The 17,702-nt window shown below is 69.1% G+C and carries 18 protein-coding genes; 2 read left to right on the top strand and 16 right to left on the bottom strand.

The genetic code is table 11. The annotated features are described in order from the left end of the window. Window positions 1–63 precede the first annotated feature (63 nt). A complete protein-coding gene (gene ggt, locus U5771_RS06605) occupies window positions 64–1,947 on the top strand; it encodes a gamma-glutamyltransferase (protein ID WP_322023237.1) in 1,884 nt (627 codons plus the stop codon). Between the two features lie 42 nt (window positions 1,948–1,989). On the opposite strand, the gene U5771_RS06600 is transcribed toward ggt, so the two are convergent. From U5771_RS06600 to U5771_RS06575, 6 genes are all read right to left on the bottom strand, one after another. Beyond that, entirely contained in the window at window positions 1,990–2,955 is a 966-nt protein-coding gene (locus tag U5771_RS06600) for an ABC transporter permease subunit (protein WP_322023321.1), read from the bottom strand. Further along, window positions 2,955–3,752 (bottom strand): taurine ABC transporter ATP-binding protein, encoded by a 798-nt coding sequence (locus tag U5771_RS06595; protein WP_322023236.1) that lies wholly within the window; start codon window positions 3,750–3,752, stop codon window positions 2,955–2,957. Before U5771_RS06595 ends, U5771_RS06600 begins: the two co-directional genes overlap by 1 nt. 48 nt (window positions 3,753–3,800) lie before the next feature. Then, on the bottom strand, window positions 3,801–4,817 hold the full coding sequence (gene tauA, locus U5771_RS06590; protein ID WP_322023235.1) for a taurine ABC transporter substrate-binding protein: 1,017 nt from the start codon (window positions 4,815–4,817) through the stop codon (window positions 3,801–3,803). A gap of 255 nt (window positions 4,818–5,072) precedes the next feature. After that, a complete protein-coding gene (lipA, locus tag U5771_RS06585) occupies window positions 5,073–6,065 on the bottom strand; it encodes a lipoyl synthase (protein WP_322023234.1) in 993 nt (330 codons plus the stop codon). Then, window positions 6,058–6,813: a lipoyl(octanoyl) transferase LipB gene (gene lipB, locus U5771_RS06580; protein ID WP_322023233.1), complete on the bottom strand. Its 756-nt coding sequence runs from the start codon at window positions 6,811–6,813 to the stop codon at window positions 6,058–6,060. Before lipB ends, lipA begins: the two co-directional genes overlap by 8 nt. Before the next feature lie 83 nt (window positions 6,814–6,896). Beyond that, window positions 6,897–7,223 carry a DUF2917 domain-containing protein gene (locus tag U5771_RS06575; protein WP_322023232.1) on the bottom strand — a complete coding sequence of 109 codons (327 nt, stop codon included), beginning with the start codon at window positions 7,221–7,223 and terminating at the stop codon, window positions 6,897–6,899. Between the two features lie 102 nt (window positions 7,224–7,325). Between U5771_RS06575 and U5771_RS06570 the strand changes: the two genes are divergently transcribed. After that, window positions 7,326–8,315, top strand: coding sequence for a transcriptional regulator GcvA (locus tag U5771_RS06570; RefSeq protein ID WP_322023231.1), 990 nt, complete (start codon window positions 7,326–7,328; stop codon window positions 8,313–8,315). Here the strand turns inward: U5771_RS06570 and U5771_RS06565 are convergent. The 10 genes from U5771_RS06565 to U5771_RS06520 all read right to left on the bottom strand — a co-directional run bounded on the left by U5771_RS06565 (window position 8,299) and on the right by U5771_RS06520 (window position 17,422). After that, entirely contained in the window at window positions 8,299–8,607 is a 309-nt protein-coding gene (locus tag U5771_RS06565) for a YbeD family protein (protein WP_057928637.1), read from the bottom strand. The genes U5771_RS06570 and U5771_RS06565 overlap by 17 nt on opposite strands. Beyond that, on the bottom strand, window positions 8,607–9,533 hold the full coding sequence (locus U5771_RS06560; protein WP_322023230.1) for a D-amino acid aminotransferase: 927 nt from the start codon (window positions 9,531–9,533) through the stop codon (window positions 8,607–8,609). Before U5771_RS06560 ends, U5771_RS06565 begins: the two co-directional genes overlap by 1 nt. A 49-nt stretch (window positions 9,534–9,582) precedes the next feature. Continuing rightward, a complete protein-coding gene (locus tag U5771_RS06555) occupies window positions 9,583–10,899 on the bottom strand; it encodes a D-alanyl-D-alanine carboxypeptidase family protein (RefSeq protein ID WP_322023229.1) in 1,317 nt (438 codons plus the stop codon). A gap of 485 nt (window positions 10,900–11,384) precedes the next feature. Further along, window positions 11,385–12,029 carry an alpha/beta hydrolase gene (locus U5771_RS06550; RefSeq protein ID WP_322023228.1) on the bottom strand — a complete coding sequence of 215 codons (645 nt, stop codon included), beginning with the start codon at window positions 12,027–12,029 and terminating at the stop codon, window positions 11,385–11,387. Window positions 12,030–12,042: 13 nt separating this feature from the next. Further along, window positions 12,043–12,360 carry a (2Fe-2S) ferredoxin domain-containing protein gene (locus U5771_RS06545; RefSeq protein ID WP_011694422.1) on the bottom strand — a complete coding sequence of 106 codons (318 nt, stop codon included), beginning with the start codon at window positions 12,358–12,360 and terminating at the stop codon, window positions 12,043–12,045. A gap of 146 nt (window positions 12,361–12,506) precedes the next feature. Further along, window positions 12,507–13,658, bottom strand: coding sequence for a VanZ family protein (locus U5771_RS06540; protein WP_322023227.1), 1,152 nt, complete (start codon window positions 13,656–13,658; stop codon window positions 12,507–12,509). A gap of 19 nt (window positions 13,659–13,677) precedes the next feature. Further along, on the bottom strand, window positions 13,678–14,331 hold the full coding sequence (locus tag U5771_RS06535) for an ABC-type transport auxiliary lipoprotein family protein (RefSeq protein ID WP_415859391.1): 654 nt from the start codon (window positions 14,329–14,331) through the stop codon (window positions 13,678–13,680). A gap of 74 nt (window positions 14,332–14,405) precedes the next feature. Beyond that, window positions 14,406–15,341, bottom strand: a complete 936-nt coding sequence (locus tag U5771_RS06530; RefSeq protein ID WP_322023225.1) for an MlaD family protein — start codon at window positions 15,339–15,341, stop codon at window positions 14,406–14,408. A gap of 24 nt (window positions 15,342–15,365) precedes the next feature. Then, entirely contained in the window at window positions 15,366–16,301 is a 936-nt protein-coding gene (locus tag U5771_RS06525; protein ID WP_322023224.1) for an ABC transporter ATP-binding protein, read from the bottom strand. Then, window positions 16,298–17,422, bottom strand: coding sequence for an ABC transporter permease (locus U5771_RS06520; RefSeq protein WP_322023223.1), 1,125 nt, complete (start codon window positions 17,420–17,422; stop codon window positions 16,298–16,300). The genes U5771_RS06525 and U5771_RS06520 overlap by 4 nt, the downstream gene beginning before the upstream one ends. Window positions 17,423–17,702 lie beyond the last annotated feature (280 nt).

Here is a 17,702-nt window from a genome sequence, read left to right as displayed (position 1 = left end):
GCGCACGGCGCGTGCCGCGCCGGCGCCGCCGCCCCCTTCGATTTCACAGTTGCCGAGGGTTCAATGTTCGACCGGATTCGTCCGCATTCGCGTCCCTGGACGCCTGTCGCCGCGCTCGCGCTCGTCGCGCTCGTCACGTTCAACGCCGGCTGCACGTCCCCGTCCGCGCCGTCGGGCGCCGTCGTCCCGGTCGCCGCCGCGTCGAGCGCCGTGGTGCCGCTGCCCGGCGTCCATGCGCCCGAACTGTCGTCCGGCTGGACCGACAAGCCGGGCTGGACCTCGCAGCACTTCATGATCGCGGCCGCGAACCCGCTCGCGACGCAGGCCGGCTACGAGATGCTGAAGGCCGGCGGCACCGCGATCGACGCGGCGATCGCGACGCAGATGGTGCTCGCGCTCGTCGAGCCGCAATCGTCGGGGCTCGGCGGCGGCGCGTTCATGCTGTATTTCGACGGCAAGGCGACCCAGGCATACGACGGCCGCGAGACCGCGCCGGCCGCCGCGACCGACCGCCTGTTCTACGGCCCGACCGGCCAGCCGATGAGCTTCTACGAAGGTGTCGTCGGCGGGCGTTCGGTCGGCACGCCGGGCGTGCTGCGGATGCTCGACGCCGCGCACCGTGCGCACGGCACGCTGCCGTGGCGCCGGCTGTTCCAGCCCGCGATCCGGCTCGCCGAGCACGGCTTCACGATCAGCCCGCGCCTGGCGATGCTGATCGCGAACGACAAGTACCTGATGAACGACCCGGCCGCGCGCGCGTACTTCTACAACAAGGACGGCACGCCGAAGGCGGCCGGCACGGTGCTGAAGAACCCCGCGCTCGCGACCGTGCTGCGCCAGGTGGCCGACCGCGGCGCGAATGCGTTCTACACCGGCGCGATCGCGCGCGACATCGTCACGAAGGTGCGCAAGCACCCGACCCATCCGGGCCTGCTGTCGCTGCAGGATCTCGCGCGCTACAAGGCGAAGGTGCGTGCGCCGCTGTGTACCGACTACCGGCGCTCGGTGGTGTGCGGGATGCCGCCGCCGTCGTCGGGCGGACTCGCGATCGCGCAGATGCTCGGCATCCTCGAGGCGATGCCCGACTGGCAGCAGATCGGCGCGCAGAAGCCGGTGCGCAACGAAGTCGGCTACGAGCCGACGCCGTTCGCCGCGCACCTGTTCAGCGAGGCCGGGCGCCTCGCGTTCGCGGATCGCGCGCGCTACGTCGCCGATCCCGATTTCGCGCCGCTGCCGGGCGGCAACTGGGCGAGCCTCACCGACCGGACCTATCTCGCGCAACGCGCGCACCTGATCGGCGACACCAGCATGGGCGTCGCGCAAGCCGGCATGCCGCAAGGCGCGACGCTCGCACTGGCCGACGACCGCAGCCCCGAATTGCCGTCGACGTCCGACATCGCGATCGTCGACCGCTACGGCCAGGCGCTGTCGATGACGACCAGCGTGGAAGACGCGTTCGGTTCGCGGCTGATGGTGCGCGGTTTCATGCTGAACAACCAGCTCACCGATTTCTCGTTCGTGTCGAGCGAGAACGGCCGCCCCGTCGCGAACCGCGTGCAGCCCGGCAAGCGGCCGCGCTCGGCGATGTCGCCGGAACTCGTGTTCGACAAGAAGACGAAGCAGGTGACGATGATCGTCGGTTCGGCCGGCGGTCCCGCGATCATCAACCACGTCGCGAAGACGCTGATCGGCGTGCTGGACTGGGGGATGACGATGCAGCAGGCGATCGCGCTGCCGAACGTCGGGTCGATGAACGGGCCGACGCAGCTCGAACGCGGCCGCGTGTCGGACGCGCTCGTCGACGGGTTGAAGGGGCGCGGACACGACGTGCAGGTCGTCGAGATGAACTCGGGACTGCAGGGGATCCAGCGGCTGAACGTGCAGGGGCAGACGGTGTGGTTCGGCGGGGCGGATCCGCGTCGGGAAGGGGTGGCGATGGGGGAATGACGCGACCGGCAGGAGCGGCGCCCCCGCGCTGCCCGCTTCGCGTTATCCGCGCCCCTTCCACGGCACGATCCGCCGCTCGAGCCACCGCATCGCGAGATCGAACAGCCAGGCGATCGCGCCGATGATCAGGATCCCCATCACGACGATGTCCGTGCGCAGGAAGCTCGACGCATTGAGCACCATCTGCCCGAGCCCGGCCGTCGCGGCGACCATCTCGGCCGCGACGAGCGTCGTCCAGCCGAACCCGATCGCGATCCGCAGGCCGGTGAGAATTTCCGGCAGCGCGGCCGGCAGCACCACGTGGCGCACGATCTGCGCGAAGCTGCCGCCGAGCGAATACGCGGCGTTGATCTGCTCGACCGTCGCCGCGCGCACGCCCGCACGGGCGGCCATCGCGATCGGCGCGAAGCACGCGAGGAAGATCACGACCAGCTTCGCCGTCTCGTCGATGCCGAACCAGATCACGACGAGCGGCAGGTACGCGAGCGGCGGCAGCGGCCGGTAGAACTCCAGCAGCGGATCGAGCACGCCGCGCGCGATCCGGCTCACACCCATCAGGATGCCGGCCGGCACGCCGATCGCGGTGGCGAGCACGAACGCGCCGAACACGCGCGCGGCGCTCCACAACAAATGCTCGGACAACGGCAGCCCGCCCTGGATGCGGCCGTGCCACGCGTCGACGAACGCGGCCCACACCGCTTCCGGCGCGGGCAGGAACAACGGCGGCAGCCACTGCCGATGCGTCGCGACCCACCACAGCACGGCCAGCGCCGCGACCGTCGCCGCGCTGAGCGCGGCCGTCTTCCCCTGCCCCGGCAACCGGTAGCGGTGCGCTGCGCGAGCCGGACGCGCCGCATGGCGCCGCTGCGCCGCGCGTTGATCCTGCCCGAACTCCGCGGCCGCTCGATCGGCCGCCCACGAATCCTGCGTACTCATGTCGTCCTGCCTGTGCAAGGTACTGATCCGGCCGCGCCCGACGGACGCGCCCTGCCGCGCGAATTCATGCATCACGCGGTCTCCGCGACCGCCTCGTCGCGATGCAGGTATGCAATCAGCCGCTCGCGCCACGCGATGAATTCCGGCGACGACTTCACCGCGCGCGCATCGCGCGATTCGACGTAGCGCCGCGCGAACGGCAGCTCGAACGTTTCCGCGATGCGGCCGGGGCCCGGCGTCATCACGACGAGACGCGTCGCGAGGAACAGCGCCTCCTCGACGTCGTGCGTGATGAAGAACACCGTCTTGCCGGTGCGCGCCCACACGTCGAGCACGAGCGCCTGCATCGTGCCGCGCGTCATCGCGTCGAGCGCGCCCATCGGCTCGTCCATCAGCAGCACGCGCGGATCGCTCGCGAGCGCACGCGCGATGCCGACGCGCTGCTGCATCCCGCCCGACAGTTCGTACACGCGCGCATGCGCATGGCGCTCGAGGCCGACGAGCGCGAGCATCTCGCTCGCGCGCGCTTCGCGTTCGGCCTTCGACACGCGTGCGAAGCGCAGCCCGAGCGCGACGTTCTCGAGCACGTCGAGCCACGGCAGCAACGCATATTTCTGGAACACGACGCCGCGATCGGCGCCGGGGCCCGTGACCGGCACGCCGTCGACGCGCACGTCGCCGGTCGTCGGCGCGACGAAGCCGGCCATGCAGTTCAGCAGCGTCGTCTTCCCGCACCCCGACGCGCCGAGCGCGACGACGAATTCACCGGAATCGATGCGCAGGTCGACGCGCGCGAGCGCCTGCGTCGTCGGCCGACCGCGTTCGCCCGGATAGGCGACCGATACCTGACGAACTTCCAGCGTGCTCATGATCGAGGGCTCCGCGAAGAGTGGCCTGAGTGGCTCGAGTTGGCGCGCTCAGCGCGCGGCCTTCTGCACGAACTGCGGATCGACGCCGACCGAGTAGTCGGCAAGCACCGTCTGGATCGTGCCCTGCGCTTTCAGGAACGCGGCGGTGGCTGCGAGCGACTTCGCGGCGCCCGACTGCGCGCCGCCGCCGAGCCACGTCGGCGACGCCTGCTCGGCCGGCGTCGGGAACGCGTAGAGCGCGAGGCTCGCCGGCACGTCCTGCGCGTCCGCGCCCGACACCTTCGCGACCGCCGCGACCTGCGGCGAGCCGACCTTCCATGCGGCCGCGTGCGCGCGGTAATCGGCATCGGCGGCCGCGAGCACCTTCACGAAGCGCGCGACGAACTCGGGGTTCTCGCGCGCGAACCGGCGGCTCACGACGAAGCCGTCGAAGGTCGCCTTGCCGCTGGCCTTCGCGACCTGGCCCGACGTCGTCAGCACGGTGCCCGACTGCTTGACCTTCGCGAGCACCGGATCCCAGATGTAGGTCGCGTCGATATCGCCGCGCGCCCAGGCGGCCGCGACCTCGGGCGGACGCAGGTTGACGATCTTCACGTCGTTCGGATTCACGCCGGCGGCCTGCAGCGCGACGAGCGTATGGAAATGCGACGTCGACACGAACGGCACGCCGATCTTCCTGCCCTTCAGCGCGGCGACGCTGGTCACGCCCGAACCGTTGCGCGCGACGAGCGCCTCGGCGTCGTTGATGTTGTCGAGCACCCAGAACAGCGAGATGTCGAGCCCCTGCGACAGGCCGGCCGCGATCGGGCTGGAGCCGGCCTCGCCGAGCTGCACGGAGCCCGACGCGAGCGCGCGGATCACGTCGGCGCCGCTGTCGAGCTTGCGGAACCTGACCTTGTAGCCGGTCGCCTGTTCGACTTCACCGCTCGCCTGTGCGTAGCGCCACGGCACGACCATGTCCTGGTACGCGATCACGACTTCGCGCGATTCGGCGTGCGCCGCGCCCAGCGCGGCCAAGGCGGTCAGCGCGACGACGGCGCGGCGGATGAAGCTGAAACGGGACATGCGGCTCTCCTTCGAATGCGGGCCTTGCTGCGGGAGAGCCGACTTTACGGGCTTTGGGTGCGGCGGGAGCGAACTTATCCTGCGAAGCTATCGATGCTGTTTCAGCTTTGCTTTCCACGCTGAAATGGATTGCGCGTCCGATCTGGTGGCGATTGTCGTGCGAACGCGCGGGCGACGGCCGCACCAACGAAAAAGCCCGCATCGCTGCGGGCTTTTTTCGACTGCGTGCCTACTGCAGCGAGGCCGATGAGGCGCTCAGACCACCCCGGCCCCATGCGCCTGCAGATCGGCGTGATAGCTCGAACGCACCATCGCGCCGACGGCCGCGTGCGTGAAACCCATCTTGTACGCCTCTTCCTCGTACATCTTGAACGTGTCCGGATGCACGTACGCACGCACCGGCAGGTGGTGCTCGGACGGCTGCAGGTACTGGCCGATCGTCAGCATGTCGACGTCGTGCGCGCGCAGGTCGCGCATCACCTGCAGGATTTCCTCTTCGGTTTCGCCGAGGCCGACCATCAGGCCCGACTTCGTCGCGACATCCGGATGCTGCGCCTTGAAGTCCTTCAGCAGCTTCAGCGAGTGCGCGTAGTCCGAACCCGGGCGCGCTTCCTTGTACAGGCGCGGCACCGTTTCGAGGTTGTGGTTCATCACGTCGGGCGGCGCCGCGTTCAGGATCGAGATCGCGCGGTCGAGACGGCCGCGGAAGTCCGGCGTCAGGATTTCGATGCGCGTGTCAGGCGACTGCGCGCGTGTTTCGCGGATGCACTCGACGAAGTGGGCGGCGCCACCGTCGCGCAGGTCGTCGCGGTCGACGCTCGTGATCACCACGTACTTGAGCTTCAGCGCGGCGATCGTGCGCGCGAGGTTCTTCGGCTCGTCGGTGTCGAGCGGATCGGGGCGGCCGTGGCCGACGTCGCAGAACGGGCAGCGGCGCGTGCACTTGTCGCCCATGATCATGAACGTCGCGGTGCCCTTGCCGAAGCATTCGCCGATGTTCGGGCAGCTCGCTTCCTCGCACACCGTGTGCAGGTTGTGCTCGCGCAGGATCGTCTTGATCTCGTTGAAGCGCGAGCTGCCGGTGGCCGCCTTCACGCGGATCCACTCCGGCTTCTTCAGCTTCTCGATCGGAATGACCTTGATCGGGATGCGCGCCGTCTTCGCCTGCGCCTTCTGCTTGGCGGTGGGATCGTAGGCAGCGGTCGCGGCCGAGTCGGCCGGTGCGGGGGAAGCGGTAACGTCAGTCATTCGAATGTTCCAGTGCCTGCGGCTTGTCGGCGGCCGCGGATTCGCCATCGAGGTTGGCAATCAGACGCCCCACCAGCGTGTGGGCGACGTCGTTCCAGTCGGCGGCAACCTCGAGGCTCGCCATGTCGACGGTTTCCAGTCCGGCATAGCCGCACGGGTTGATCGCGAGAAACGGGCGCAGATCCATCTTCACGTTCAGGCTCAGCCCGTGATAGCTGCAGCCGTTGCGGATCTTCAGGCCGAGGGCCGCGATCTTCGCGCCTTCGTGCACCCCGGATGCCACGTAGATGCCCGGCGCGCCCGCCTTGCGGACCGAAGCGAGATTATACGCCGCGAGGGTTTCGATCACGGCCTGCTCGATCTTCGTCACGAGCGTGCGCACCATCAGCTTGCGCCGGCGCAGGTCCAGCAGCAGGTAGGCGACGATCTGGCCGGGGCCGTGGTAGGTGATTTGTCCGCCGCGGTCGACCTGCACGAGCGGCACGCCGCTGTCGGCCACCAGCAGGTGGGCCGGGTCGCCGGCCTGGCCGAGCGTGTAGACGGGCGGATGCTCGACGACCCAGATTTCGTCGCCGGTGTCGGCCGTGCGCGTGTCGGTGAACGCGCGCATCGCGTCGAAGCTCGTCTCGTAGGCCTCGCTGCCCCGCCAGCGCACGGTGACCGGCACGGCAGGCTGAACCGGAGACCCGGCGGGCGATTCGGAAACAGCGACAGGCGTGGACACGATGGCAACCGGCGAGACGGACATGGGCGGTAGTTTACCGAAAACCCATGCGTCTCGCCGGCCCAGGAAGGGGACGGATCGCGAGTATCCGTCGGAGGAAAGGTCCGTCAGACGGTGCGCCAGCCGTCGTGGAGCAGCGCGTTCAAGCGGTTGCGCAGCCGCGCGAGCGCGCCGCGCGCGACTTCCCCGGCCGGCCGCGACACCGAGAACGCGACGTGTGCGCCCTCCCCGCCTTCCGCGCTGAGCCACAGCCGCTCACCGCGACGCAGCCGGAGCGTCTCGCCGTCGACCAGGAAATAGTCTTCGACGTCGTTGCTGCGCGTCGCCCACACCGGCCCGCATTGCACCGTCAGACGCGTGCTGCGTTGCACCTTCATCGGCACGGTCTCGCCCGCGGGGATTTCGAATGTGACGCTTGAAGAAATTTCTTGCATGATCGACTCCGCCAATAAATGCTTCGATGGCTACAATCGTAGTCACTTCAAGGCACCCGACAAAACGACCAATTTTCACGTCGATGTGAGGAAAATTAGCAAATGGACCTCCGCCAGCTGCCTGCGCTGAACGCGATTCGCGCGTTCGAAGCCGCCGCCCGTCACGAGAATTTCTCCCGCGCCGCCGACGAGTTGTACGTCACGCACGGCGCGGTCAGCCACCAGGTTCGCGCGCTCGAGGAGGAGCTCGGCGTGCAGCTGTTCACGCGCAACGGCAAGCGGCTGTGCCTGACCGACGCCGGCATGCGCTACGCGCAGCAGGTCCGCACCGCGCTGATGGTGATCGCCGATGCGACGCGCGAGGTGCGCGCCAGCGACCGCGGAAGGCGGCTGGTGGTGTCGATGCTGTCGTCGTTCGCCGCGCGCTTCATCACGCCGCGCATCGGCACGTTCATCGAGCGGCATCCGGAAATCGACGTCGAACTGCAGTCGACCAACTCGCTCACCGATTTCGCGCGCGACGACGTCGACCTCGCGATCCGCTTCGGCTCCGGCAGCTATCCGGGGCTGCATGTCGAGCCGCTGTTCGAAGAAGTGTTCTTTCCGGCGTGCTCGCCGACGCTGAACGGCGGCAAGCTGCCGCAGACGCCCGCCGATCTCGTGCACTACAACCTGCTGCGCTCGGACGACGAGCTGTGGCGGCCGTGGTTCGACGCGGCGGGGCTCGATACGCTCACCGAGCCGAAACGGGGGATTCTGTACCAGGATTCGTCGAACCTGCTGCTGGCCGCGATCGACGGCCAGGGCATCGCGCTGGTGCGCCGCTCGCTCGCGGTGCACGACCTGCTGGACGGGCGCCTCGTGCGCCTGTTCGACATCGACGGGCAGAGCCCGTGGCACTATTTTTTCGTGTGTCCGCCGCCGCTCCTGAACACGCCGCGCGTGCAGGCGTTCAGGACCTGGCTGCTTCAGGAAGTCGCCGAGTATCAGTTGCTGTGCGACGAACTGGACGCGCGGCGCGCGGCGGGAAAGACCCCCGCCGAGTGCGCGCGGGAAAGAGGATGGAAGGCGGCGCTCAGAGCACGACCTTGACCATCGGATGGCCGGTCAGTGCGCGGTAGATGTCGTCGAGCTGTTGCTGGCTCGTCGCGCGCACGGTGATCGTGAGGCCGGTGTAGTTACCGCCGCTCGATGCGCGCTCCTCGATCTTCTCGACGTCGATCTCGTTGTCGTGGACGGCCACGACCTTGAAGATCGTGTCCTTGAATTCCGGGTGCGCCTTGCCCATGATCTTGATCGGGAAATCGCACGGAAACTCCAGCAGCGACTCCTTCCGGGTATCGATCGCGCCGGTCACCTCGATGGTTTTGGTCGGTTCGCTCATCACTTTCTCCGGGTTAGGTCAAACTGTTCAAACTCGCGTGCCTTCGCACGCTGGTACGCGTCGTACAACGCCGCGAATACGGGGCCCGGCTTGCCGCCCTGCACGGGCAGGTCGTCGAGCGACGTGACGGGCAGGATTTCCTTCGTGGCCGACGTGATCAGGATCTCGTCCGCCGCGCGCAGCTCGACTTCACTGATCTCGCGCGCGACGAACGGAATGCCGCATTCGTCGGCCAGCTGCTCGACCAGCGCGTAGCGGATCCCCTCGAGGATCTTGTTGCTGCGCGGCGGTGCCATCAACTCGCCGTTCTTCACGATCCACACGTTCGACGACGAGCCTTCGGTCACGTTGTCGTCGCGCAGCTGGATCGTCTCGAACGCGTCGCGTTCGGCCGCATGCTGCGCCATCAGCACGTTGCCGAGCAGCGAAATCGACTTGATGTCGCAATGCAGCCAGCGACGATCCTCGGCCGTCACGCAGCGCACGCCCTGCGCGCGCTCCGCTTCCGACGGCAGGCGCAGCGGGCTCGTCATCGCGAACACCGTCGGCACCGTATTCGCCGGGAACGCGTGGCCGCGCTTCGCGACGCCGCGCGTCACCTGCAGGTAGACGAGCGCGTTGCCGTCGCCGAGGCCCTCCGCATTCGCGGCGACCACGCGCTCGATCAGCGCGTGCCAGCCGGCCGCGTCATGCGGATTGTCGATGCCGATCTTCTTCAGGCTGCGCGCGAGCCGGTCCAGATGCTGTTCGATCCGGAACGGCACGTGCGCGCCATCGTGCGCATAAACGGGGACGACTTCATACACGCCATCGCCGAAGATGAACCCGCGGTCGAGCACCGGGACCCGGGCTTGCGACAGCGGTACCAGCTCCTCCTGCGACGACACGCTGAGGTAGACGATCGGTTCGAATTCGGCTTGGCTCATGGCTATACAAGATGGGGATGAAGTCGTAAAAAACAAAGGCCCGTCGCGCTTACTTCTTCTTGCTGAACATCAGCAGGATCGAGTCCCAGATACGGCCGAAGATACCCGCTTCCGGCACCGCCTGCAGCGCGACGACCGGGAACTCCGACAGCGTCTTGCCGTCGGCGACGATCTTCACGGTGCCGACCTGCTGGCCTTCCGCGAGCGGCGCGATCAGCGGCGCGTTGACCTCGACTTCCGGCTTGACCTTGTCGCCCAGGCCGCGCGGCACGGTCACCCACTGGTCGCCCTTCACGCCGACCTGCACGGTGTTTTCCTTGCCCTTGTAGATGCGCGGCGTCGACATCGCCTGGCCGCCCTTGAACAGGCGCACGGCGTCGAACGCGCTATAGCCGTAGTTCAGCATCTTCATGCTGTCCTGCGTGCGCTCGCCTTCCTTCTGCTCGCCCATCATCACCGACACGAGACGGCGCTGGCCGTCGACACCCGGGATCGCGCGCTTGGCCGACGCGATCAGGCAGAAGCCGGCCGCCTGCGTATGGCCCGTCTTCAGGCCGTCGACCGTCGGATCCAGCCACAGCAGGCGGTTGCGGTTGCCCTGGCGGATGTTGTTGTACTTGAATTCCTTCTCCGAGAAGATGCTGTAGTACTGCGGAAAATCGCGGATCAGGTGGGCGGACAGCTTCGCGAGGTCGCCAGCCGTCGTGTAGTGGTTCGGGTCGGGCATGCCGTTCACGTCGGCGAAGTGCGTGCCCTTCATGCCGAGGCGCGCCGCCTCGTCGTTCATCAGCGTGACGAACTGCCCTTCGCTGCCGCCGACCAGCTCGGCCAGCGCGATCGCGGCGTCGTTGCCCGACTGGATGATCATCCCGTACACGAGGTCGTGCACCGACACCGGCTTGTTCGCCTCGATGAACATGCGCGACTCGTCGGTGCCGACACGGCGCACCGCAACGCTCGGCGTGACGATCTGCTCCATCGAGATCTTCTTCTTGTCGAGCGCCTCGAACACCAGGTAGGCCGTCATCAGCTTCGTCAGCGATGCGGGCTCGACGCGTTCGTCGGCGTTGCCCGAGGCGAGCACCGTGTTGCTCGTCGCATCGACGAGCACCCACGAGCGCGCGTTCACGCCCGGCGGCGGCACCGCGCCCGGCATGAAGGTCGCGGGCGCGCCGGTGAACTGCTCGGCGGCGGCGGCCGGCGCGGCATGCGCGGCCTTGGCCTTGGCGGCCGGCTTCGCCTCGGCGACGACGATCGTCGACGCGAGCGCGACGGGCAGCATCACGCCCAGCGCGACGTTGCGCGCGGCGGTGCCGAAGGCGATGGAAGAAGCGAGGGACTTGAGGCCTTGGGGAGACAGACGCATGATCGATTCAGGCTGATGGCAGAAAGTGCGGTGCGAAACGCGCAGGGGTTGAACGGCAAGGCGGCGGGCGTTCCGGCGTTCGTCCGACTGCGTCGGACGGCGCGAAACGCGCCGGTTGGACTCGTGCGGACGCGTTCGGTTCGCGGCCGTCGCGAGCGGGCGGACAGGCGGCGAAACGAGCGCCGCATGGGCCCAGCCGGGCCGCGGGCGACGCGAAATGCGGCCATTATACGTGGCCGCGCAGGGCGTTTTCGCGAACCGTGGCCCGGGTGACCGCACACCGGCTTCGAGAGGATAGCGCGGCTTCACTGCGGAAAATCGCGCTCGAAGCCGCGCGAAAGGCGTGCGCAGGCGCTGTGCAAGTCGGGTTGCGCCGCGCGGAAGCGGGCAGGTGCGACCGTGCCGTGACACGATGCGGCGCGATGTCGCGCGAGCGGCGACATCGCAGTCGTGCGGCAGCCGCGCCGCACGTCGGGTTCAGCGGCTCAACGCCACGCGTCGACGATGATCCGCTTCAACACATGCAGCTTGCGGTGGAAGAAATGCTCGGCGCCGGGGATCACGACGACCGGCAGCTCCTGCGGCCGCGCCCAGTCGTAGACCGATCCGATCGGCACCGTGTCGTCGGTTTCGCCGTGGATCACGAGCGTGTTCTCCGGCACTTCGGCGACCTGCCAGCGGCTCGCGGCGGTGCCGACGAACACCATCCGCTCGATCGTCTCACCCGCGTCGCGCAGCCGCTTCGCGACATGCGACAGCACGAAGGTGCCGAACGAGAAGCCCGCGAGCACGAGCGGCAGGTCCGCATATGCGGGCTGCGCGCGCATGTGCGCGAGCACGGCAAGCAGGTCGTCGGCCTCGCCGATGCCGTTGTCGTGCACGCCCTCGGTCGCGCCGACGCCGCGGAAGTTCGACCGGAACACCACGTAGCCGAGCTGGACCAGCGTGCGCGCGAGCGTCTGCGCGACCTTGTTGTCCATCGTGCCGCCGAACAGCGGATGCGGGTGCGCGACGAGCGCGATGCCGCGCGGCGCGGCGCTGCCTTCGCGCACGGCGTCCGGCAGGTCGACCGCGATTTCGATCTGCCCGACCGGGCCGGCGATCAGCGACTTCTGCGTATGAACGTTCATTCGGCCGGCCCGCTCAGATCTTCAGGCGGTCGACGACCTTGCCGTCGCGCAGGTGCGATTCGACGATCTCGTCGATGTCGGCCTGGTCGACGTACGTGTACCACGTGCCTTCCGGATACACGACCATCACGGGCCCTTCCTCGCAGCGGTCGAGGCAGCCGGCCTTGTTGATGCGGACCTTGCCGGGCCCCGCGAGGCCGAGTTCCTTCACGCGCTTTTTCGCGTATTCCTGCATGGTCTGCGCATCGCATTGCGCGCAGCTCGGACGCTCGGCGCCCGGTTCGCGCTGGTTCAGGCAGAAGAAGACGTGGTGCTGGTAGTAGGAATCCATGATGGTGACGAGCGGCCCGGCGCGGGACCGGGCGGAAAGAGGGGCGATTGCCGTTGCGCGCGGCAACGGAGGTGCGAACGATTATAACGAGCGGCGCGCGCCGCTGCCCGCGATCGACGCGCGGCCGCCCTGCCCCGCGTGCCGCGTCAGCGTCGCAGCGCGACCGGCAGCCACGCGTGCTCGACCCGCTGGCCGAGCCAGATCAGCGCCGCGTAGGGCCAGATCCACGCGAGCCAGCGCGCGATGCTGTTGAAGTGCACGTAGCGGCCCTGCCGCCAGCCCGACAGCGTGAAGTCGAAGAACGGGTTGACGGGCAGCAGGTTGACGAGCGCCACGCCGGCCAGCAGCGCGAGCGCCGCGAGCAGCGCGCGCCACGCGGCCGGCACGCGCAACGCGAGCAGGGCCGCCGCGAAGCCGAGCTCGATGCCGAGCCGCGCGCCGGGCGTCGCCCACACGACGACGAGGCCGGTGGTCGACTGCATGAAGGTCGCGGCCGACTTCAGCGCGAGCGTCGCGGCGACGAACGCGATCAGGAGCCGCACGCGCGGCGCGCGGGCGCGCATCGCGAGCGACGCGATCGCCAGCGCGGCGAACAGCATCAGCCCGCCGAGCGCGGCTTCCCACGCGGAGTCGGACAGCCAGCCGTCGACGCGTTCGGGCCATTCGCTCACGCGCCACGCGGCCGGCAGCCACGCGAGCAGCGCGTCCTGCATCGAGCCGTCGGCGCGTTCCCACAACGCGGCCGGCCAGTCGCCGATGCCGAACAGGAACGGCGACGGAAACAGGATCGCGAACGGCCACAGCCCGGCGAGCAGCAGCGGCGTCGCGCCGTCGGTCTCGAACCACGCGAAGCGCAGCCGGCGCAGCGCGCCGCGGTCGAGCAGCGCGCCGGTGGCCGGTGCCGCGAGCGCCGCGCCGAGCAGCGCGCCGAGCGCGTTGGCCGCGAGGTCGAGATTCGACGCGACGCGCGTCGGCAGGTAGGTCTGCAGCGCCTCCATCGAGCCCGACAGCAGCACGCCGAGGCCGCCCACGATCAGCGTCGCGGCGACGCCGCGCCAGCGCGGGTGCAGCGCGAGCACGCCGAGTGCGCCGAACGGCAGGTAGCCGAGCACGTTGGTGACCACGTCGAACGCGGTCACATAGCGCTGCATCGGCGCGAACAGGTAGTCGAACGGCCCGATGCCGAGCGACACCCAGCCGTCGAACGGATACAGCGATGCATAGACGATGAGCGCCGCATACGCGGCGAACGCCTGCCGCGCCAGCGACGACACGCGCGGCGTGCCCGAAGCGCTCATTGCGACTGCGCGCGGTGCGTCACGGGTTGCCCGCGTACGCCTGCGCGCCGACCCACGCGGCGATCTGCGACACGAGCGCGTCGCTCGCGGCCGCGAGCGCACGCGCGCCGCCGGCCGCATCGGGCGTGCTGGACGGTGCGCGTGCGACGAACGTGCGCTGGCCGAGCACCTTGCCGTCCTGCATCAGCGTCGCGCGCGCTGCGACCGCGGCGTGACTCTGCGATTGCCCGTCGAACACCTGCTCGAATGCGTTCAGGTCGACCTTCAGCGTCGGCGCGCGCACGCCGTCCGAGCCTTCGAGCACCGCGCCGCGCGCCGACAGCGCGCCGCGCAGCCGCTGCGTGAGCAGTTGCGCGGGCGGCGCAGTCCAGCGGCTGTCGCGATAGACGGCCATGCGCTGCGCATCCGCATACGCGAGGCGGTAGACGAACTTGTCCGTATCGAGCGCGTCGGGCGCGGCGACGTCGAGCACCTTCAGCGCGGGGCCCGTACCGGCCGTCACGACCGGCGTGGCCGACTCAGGCGTGGCCGGCCCGAGGTCGTAGCGGACGTTCGACAGCGCCGCGCCGTTGCCGGCGCAGCCGGCGGCGAACACGAGCGTCAGCATCGCGAGCGTGGCCGCCGCCGGACGCAGCGCGCGATCAAGGATTCGTGGCATGGCATGTTCCTGCATGATGTTTCCGGTTTCGATGGCGTCATGGCCCGGTCGCGCACCGGGCCGGTCGATCGACGGGCTGGCGATGCGCTTCATTTCCCGGCGGCGGCACCCGCCCCCGGCCAGACGAAACCCGCCTCGCCGGGCCCGGGCGCGGAGCCGGGCGAACCGAACAACAGACTGCTCGGGTTGCGGCCGAGTTCACCGGCGACGTCCTTCAATTGCCGCGACGCATCGCCGACGCTGCCGGCCAGCGTGTTGAAACGCGGCAGCGTGTCGTACTGGACCCGCGCGTTCAGGTCGTTCAGCGCGACGCCGACCTGCTCGGCGGCCGAGCCGGCCTTGTTCAGGTTCGACACGAGCGGCCCGTTCGGCTGCAGCAGCGTGTTCGCCGACGCCATCGCGCGATCGACCTGGTGCATCGTCTCCGGCAGCGCGGCCACCGCCGGCGCGAGCTGCTTCGACAGCGTCGCCGCGCCGTCCGCCGCGTGCTGCAGGCTTTCGGCCGTCGCGCGCAGCTGCTCGCGCATCTCCGGCGACATCAGCGCGTTCGCGCTTTTCGCCGCCAGCTCGAGCTGCCGCAGCAGCACGTCGCCGCGCTCCTGGATCTGGTCGAACAGGCTCGGCCGCATCGGGATCTGCGCGATCGCCTTCGGCGACGACGGCAGCGGCGCCAGGTCGCGGCCCGTATCCTCGAGCTGCACGAACGCGATGCCCGTCACGCCCTGGAAGCCGAGGCTGCCGTAGGTCGACTGCGTGATCGGCGCGTCGTGGTCGACGAGGATCCGGATCCGGATCTGGCCCGGATGCGCGCGGTCGAAGCCGATCGACTGCACCTTGCCGACGTCGAGGCCGCGAAAGCGCACGGTCGCATCGGGGAACAGCCCCGTCACGTTGGTGCGCGCGAGCAGGTCGTACGGCACGCGCACGGTACGGTCGACGTTGAACCAGAACACGGTGCCCGCGATCGCGAGCGTCAGCGCGATCGTGAACAGGCCGGCCCAGAACGCGTGTGATTTGTTTTCCATCGGAGGGTTCCTTGTCCTTGCCTGTTACAGCTCGACGCTCGACAGCGCCGGTTCGAGGGCCGCCTTCGGCAGCTTCGCGCGCCGCTCGGGCGGCAGCGCCTGCAGTGCGCGGCGCCCGCGCAGCCCCAGGAAATATTCGTGGATGAACGGATGGTCGACGTTCGCGGCCTCCTCGACGGGTGCCGCGACCAGCACCTTGCGGTCGGCCAGCACCGCGACGCGCGTCGACAGCGCGACCATCGTGTCGAGGTCGTGCGTCACCATCACGACCGTCAGCCCGAGCGTGCGGTGCAGCGTCGCGATCAGTTCGACGAATTCGTCGGACGCCTGCGGATCGAGGCCGGCGGTCGGCTCGTCGAGGAACAGCAGCTCCGGCTCGAGCGCGATCGCGCGCGCGATGCCGACCCGCTTCACCATCCCGCCCGACAGCGCGGCCGGCATCTTCGACGCGTGCTTGCACGGCAGCCCGACCATCTCGAGCTTCAGCATCACGATGTCGTGCAGCAGGTCGGGCGGCACGCGGCCGAGCTCGCGCAGCGGCTGCGCGACGTTGTCGAACACCGTCATCGACGAGAACAGCGCGCCCTGCTGGAACAACATCCCCGAGCGCGTGCGCATCATCCGCGCGGTCGCGTCGTCGATCTTCAACGTGTCCTCGCCGAACACCTTGATCGTGCCCGACGTCGGCCGCTCGAGGCCGAGAATCTGCCGCACCAGCGTCGTCTTGCCCGAGCCCGAGCCGCCGACGATCGACACGATCTCGCCGCGCCGCACGTCGAAATCGAGCTTCTGGTGAACGATGTTGCGCCCGTAGCGCTTCATCAGGTTGCGCACCTCGATCACGAGGTCGTCAGGCCCGGCGGCGGCCGGCTGCGTACCGACCGCGCCTGCGCCGATTGCCGCGGCATGTGCGCTGGCGGCACCGGCCGCCGATTCGTTCGATTCGTTCGACGCGTTCATCCGAGCCCCACGTTCTGGAACAGGATCGCGAACACCGCGTCGGCCAGGATCACGACCGTGATCGACGAGACGACCGACGTCGTCGTCCCTTCGCCGAGGCTTTGCGAGTTCGCCTTGATCCGGAAACCGAAATGACAGGCGACCAGCGCGATCAGCATGCCGAACACGACGCCCTTGCCGATGCCGATGTACAGGTTCGCGATCGGCACGACGCCCGGCAGCGAGCGCACGAAATAGTTGACGTCGATGCCGAGCACCAGCTTCGCGGCGAGCGCGCCGCCGGTGAGCGCGATGATGTTGGTCCACATCACGAGCAGCGGCATCGCGACGCCGAGCGCGAGCACGCGCGGCAGGATCAGCCGCAGCCCGTGCGGGATGCCCATCACGCGCATCGCGTCGAGTTCCTCGGTCACGCGCATCACGCCGATCTGCGCGGTGATCGCCGACCCCGAGCGGCCGGCGACGAGGATCGCCGACAGCACGGGCCCGAGCTCGCGGATCACCGACAGCCCGAGGATGTTCACGATGTAGCGGTTCGCGCCGAACATCTGCAGCTGCTGCGCGGACAGGTAGCTCAGCACGATCCCGATCAGGAACGCGACCAGCGCGGTGATCGGCAGCGCCTGCGCGCCGGCGCTGTAGATGTTCGCCGAGGTTTCCTTCCACGGCATCGTCTTCGGGCGGCGCAGCACCGACAGCGCGTCGAGGATCACGAGGCCGAACATCGCGATGCCGCCCTGCAGGTGTTCGGCGAACGCGAAGATCGCCCGGCCGAGGCGCGTGACGGGATCGAACCGCACGACGCGCTCGGGCGCCTCGCGCTGGCTGTCGAGCCGTTCGATCCGCTCGAAGATCGTGCGCTGCGTGGCGGTCAGCTCGACGCCGGCCGGCAGCTTGCGGCCCCACACGCGCCACAGCGCCTGGCCGCCGACGTGATCGAGCCGTTCGATGCCGGACAGATCCCATTCGTTCACGCGCCCGGACGCGATGCCCGCGACGCGGCGCGCGACCGCGCCGCGGTTGCGCGCGAGCGCCAGCGCGGTCCATTGGCCGTACAGGCGCACCGTCTGACCCTGGCCGCCGGCGTCGACCGACAGGCCGGGAGGAGTCTCGAAGTCCAAGGGCGGGTTGTTTGCAAAAGGATGACAGCGGCCATTGTAGCGAACCGCCCGGCGCCGCGACGTGAGGATTTCCGTGGACGCGCCCGGCCAGGGGCGCCTGGCCGGCGGCCTCCGGTTTCGGGTGCCCGGCTCGCAACGGCGCGGCGCACGCCGCCGCATCGGCGTGCCGGACACGCGACCTTTCATTCTTCCGTCACGTTTCCTTTCGATACTCTCACGCGCCGCACGTCAGGCCGTCGGCACCCGCGCCGCCATCTCGCTGCGCGTCTCGCGATTCATA

The organism is Burkholderia sp. BCC1977 (assembly GCF_905339595.1).
GTDB lineage: Bacteria > Pseudomonadota > Gammaproteobacteria > Burkholderiales > Burkholderiaceae > Burkholderia.
This window is presented reverse-complemented; position numbering and strand designations above follow the sequence as displayed.